Raw genomic sequence first — 3,640 nt, 5'->3', positions numbered from 1 at the left:
TGTAAGGCCTTTGAATAAGACAAAAGGCTGCCTCATCGCTAACTTTGCAACAGTGCCCGTTTTTCCGATGTGCCGAAATGCCCGCTTACCAGGGTGTGCAGCTCATTCAGAATATAATCATACATCTGATAATGCGCTTTCCACGGCTCCTGTGTGGCATTGACATAAAACCCGGCACCCTGGCCGAGATCGTACTCTTTATCATCCGCCACCTGACTGCCGCGCGGACTGGTATCCGGCGCGACAATCACCAGGCCGTGTTCCGCTGCGTAACGCTGTGCCCCGGCTTTGGTGATAAAATTCTGCTCGTTGCAGGTCAGCCCGGAAAGCCAGTACAGCACAGGACATTTCTCTGTTTTTGCCTGCGGCGGCAGAAACACGGAAAAAGTCATCGGCGTGCCGGTCACCGCAGAGTGGTGACGCCAGACTTCCTGGCTGCCGCCGAAACAGACGTGATGTTCAATCCGTTCCATAGTATCTCCCTGAATACGTTATCAGTAATGAATGACTGTGCGGATGGATTTGCCGTCGTGCATCAAATCAAAAGCTTCATTGATTTTATCCAGTTCCATGGTGTGCGTGACAAACGGCGCCAGCTCGATTTTGCCGCTCATGGCATCTTCCACCATTCCCGGCAACTGGGTACGCCCTTTCACGCCGCCGAACGCCGTGCCTTTCCAGACCCGGCCGGTCACCAGCTGGAACGGACGGGTTGAAATCTCTTTTCCGGCACCCGCCACCCCGATAATTACCGACTGCCCCCAGCCACGGTGCGCACTTTCCAGCGCCGACCGCATCACATTGACATTGCCGATACATTCAAAGGTATGATCCACACCCCATTTGGTCATTTCGACCAGCACCTGCTGAACAGGTTTGTCATAATCATTGGGATTAATGCAGTCTGTGGCGCCGAACTGTTTTGCCAGCTCAAACTTGGATGGATTGGTATCGATGGCAAAGATGCGCCCCGCTTTTGCCTGACGTGCGCCCTGCACCACGGCCAGCCCGATACCGCCGAGGCCGAATACCGCCACAGAATCCCCTTCCTGTACCTTCGCGGTATTGTGTACCGCGCCGATCCCGGTGGTCACGCCGCAGCCGAGCAGGCAAACCTGCTCCGCATTGGCCTGCGGATTGATTTTCGCCAGTGATACTTCCGCCACAACGGTATATTCGCTGAATGTCGAGCAGCCCATATAGTGATAGAGCGGCTGACCGTTATACGAAAAACGGCTGGTGCCGTCCGGCATCACGCCTTTGCCCTGGGTTTCGCGGACGGCAACACAGAGGTTGGTTTTACCGGAGGTACAGAAATCACACTCGCCGCACTCGGCGGTGTACAGCGGGATCACATGGTCGCCCGGTTTCACACTGGTCACGCCCTCACCGACCTCAACCACCACCCCGGCACCTTCATGGCCGAGCACCACCGGGAACAGACCTTCCGGATCATCACCGGAAAGCGTGTAGGCATCGGTATGGCATACCCCGGTGTGACTGATTTTCACCAGCACTTCACCTTTCTTCGGCGGTGCCACATCAATTTCAACAATTTCAAGGGGTAAACCCGGCCCGAAGGCGACTGCTGCGCGTGATTTCATAACGGTTCCTCTGTGTCTGAGGCTTATCATGGCAGGCGATAAGCACGAATGCCGTCCACCATACCGCACAACAGCGCTGCCTGTATAGCGCCGGTCAGCAGGTGGCCGCCACCGGTGCCGGTTTTCTGATCAGCAGACAGATTGCCAGCAGCAGACCGTACAGTGCCGTGCCAATCAGCCACACCGTACCGTCCGCACTCTGCTGTGTCTGACTGAAAATAAAAGCAAACAGCAGCGGGCCCGCCACGCCGGTCAGATTGGTCAGGCTGACCAGCACACCCTGTAGTTTTCCCTGATTTGCCGCCGATGCCCCGGCAGAGATAATGCCCTGCAATGCAGGCAGTGCAATTCCGCCGCCTGCCAGCAGGATCAGGACCGGATACACCATCCATCCGGAAGTGATAGCAGACATCAGTAAAAACGCGGTGGCATCGGCAATAAATCCGGCGAAAATAATGGTTTTCTCACTCAGCCGTTTTGCCAGCGCCCCGGCAACCACCGCCTGAAACAGTGCATGCATCGCCCCGAGTCCCGCCAGTGAAAAACCGACCGCCGCGCTGTCCCAGGCAAAGCGGCTCTCCGTAAACAATACCCAGACAGTGGCCGGGATCTGCCCGATAAGCTGCGCGGTAAAAAAGACAAACAGCAACAGCGCCAGAGGTTTAAGCAGTGTGATAAAGCTGATACCTGCGCTTTCTTGTTTCTGCTCCGCCGGTTTTTCTTCTGTCTGTACCGCCGGTTTAAAGATAAAAAAGACCATCAGAAAGGTGCAGGCATTCAGTATTGCCGCAATGACAAACGGCAGATGCGGTGAGATATCCCCCGCCAGTCCGCCGATAGCCGGCCCGGCAATCAGCCCGGCACCAAAGGCCGCACCGAGACGGCCGAACCAGGCGGTACGCTCGCTGACCGCCGTGCTGTCCGCCACTACCGAAGCCGCAACCGCGCCGGTGGCACCAGTGATCCCGGAGATAATCCGCCCGAGATACAACATCCACAGCATATTGGACAGTGCCAGCAGTGTGTAATCAAACGCGGCACCCGCCAGGGATAACAGCAGCACCGGTCTGCGCCCCAGCTTATCTGACCATCTGCCCAGCAGCGGAGCAAAACAGACCTGCATCACCGCATACAGCGCCAGCAGAATGCCGTAATGGTTTGCCACATCCGCTTCCGGGAGATATTCCCGCAGCAGTGACGGTAATACCGGCATGATCAGACCAATTCCCATCGCGTCCAGCAGTGTAATCACCAGCGCGATGACAGCGGGTTTATTCATTTTTCAGATCCTGTGTTAATTCCCTATCATTGATAGAGTTGGAATATATCCCTATCAATGATAGAGTGTCAATCTGAAAATCGGAGGAGACGGTCATGGCACGGCTGAACAGAGAATCGGTTATTGATGCGGCACTGGAACTGCTGAATGAGACAGGGATTGACGGGCTGACGACCCGCAAGCTGGCGCAGAAGCTGGGAATAGAACAGCCGACACTTTACTGGCATGTGAAAAATAAACGGGCGTTACTGGATGCGCTGGCGGTGGAGATCCTGGCGCGTCATCATGATTATTCACTGCCTGCGGCGGGGGAATCCTGGCAGTCATTTCTGCGCAATAATGCAATGAGTTTCCGCCGGGCGCTGCTGCGTTACCGTGACGGGGCAAAAGTGCACCTCGGCACCCGCCCTGATGAAAAACAGTATGATACGGTGGAAACCCAGTTACGCTTTATGACAGAAAACGGCTTTTCACTGCGCGACGGGTTATATGCGATTTCAGCGGTCAGTCATTTTACCCTTGGTGCCGTACTGGAGCAGCAGGAGCATACTGCCGCCCTGACCGACCGCCCTGCAGCACCGGACGAAAACCTGCCGCCGCTATTGCGGGAAGCGCTGCAGATTATGGACAGTGATGATGGTGAGCAGGCCTTTCTGCATGGCCTGGAGAGCCTGATCCGGGGGTTTGAGGTGCAGCTTACGGCACTGTTGCAAATAGTCGGTGGTGATAAACTTATCATCCCCTTTTGCTGATGGAG

3 protein-coding genes and 1 pseudogene are annotated in these 3,640 nt (G+C 55.8%); 1 reads left to right on the top strand and 3 read right to left on the bottom strand.

The features are described 5' to 3' along the window. Positions 1–50 precede the first annotated feature (50 nt). The 3 genes and pseudogenes from ACOT0L_RS23765 to tet(D) all read right to left on the bottom strand — a co-directional run. Positions 51–473: pseudogene (locus ACOT0L_RS23765) on the bottom strand (alpha/beta hydrolase-fold protein); the annotation flags it as partial. 21 nt (positions 474–494) lie between these two features. Continuing rightward, positions 495–1,604: an S-(hydroxymethyl)glutathione dehydrogenase/class III alcohol dehydrogenase gene (locus ACOT0L_RS23760; protein WP_000842134.1), complete on the bottom strand. Its 1,110-nt coding sequence runs from the start codon at positions 1,602–1,604 to the stop codon at positions 495–497. 94 nt (positions 1,605–1,698) lie between these two features. After that, positions 1,699–2,883, bottom strand: a complete 1,185-nt coding sequence (gene tet(D) / locus ACOT0L_RS23755) for a tetracycline efflux MFS transporter Tet(D) (RefSeq protein ID WP_108996614.1) — start codon at positions 2,881–2,883, stop codon at positions 1,699–1,701. A 95-nt stretch (positions 2,884–2,978) separates the two neighbouring features. Here tet(D) and tetR(D) point away from each other — a divergent pair, with 95 nt between their 5' ends. Beyond that, the gene (tetR(D), locus tag ACOT0L_RS23750) at positions 2,979–3,635 is read left to right on the top strand and encodes a tetracycline resistance transcriptional repressor TetR(D) (RefSeq protein WP_000113282.1); all 657 of its coding nucleotides are present in this window, start codon (positions 2,979–2,981) and stop codon (positions 3,633–3,635) included. The last annotated feature ends 5 nt before the right edge of the window (positions 3,636–3,640 follow it).

The organism is Enterobacter cloacae complex sp. XAL002 (genome assembly GCF_049236805.1).
GTDB lineage: Bacteria > Pseudomonadota > Gammaproteobacteria > Enterobacterales > Enterobacteriaceae > Enterobacter > Enterobacter intestinihominis.
The sequence above is the reverse complement of the archived record's forward strand: the minus strand, read 5'-3'. Positions and strand labels throughout refer to the sequence as shown.

Excerpts from the sequence above, each read along its gene's own strand:
- ACOT0L_RS23760 (WP_000842134.1), bottom strand. The coding sequence starts at position 1,604 with ATGAAATCACGCGCAGCAGTCGCCTTCGGGCCGGGTTTACCCCTTGAA.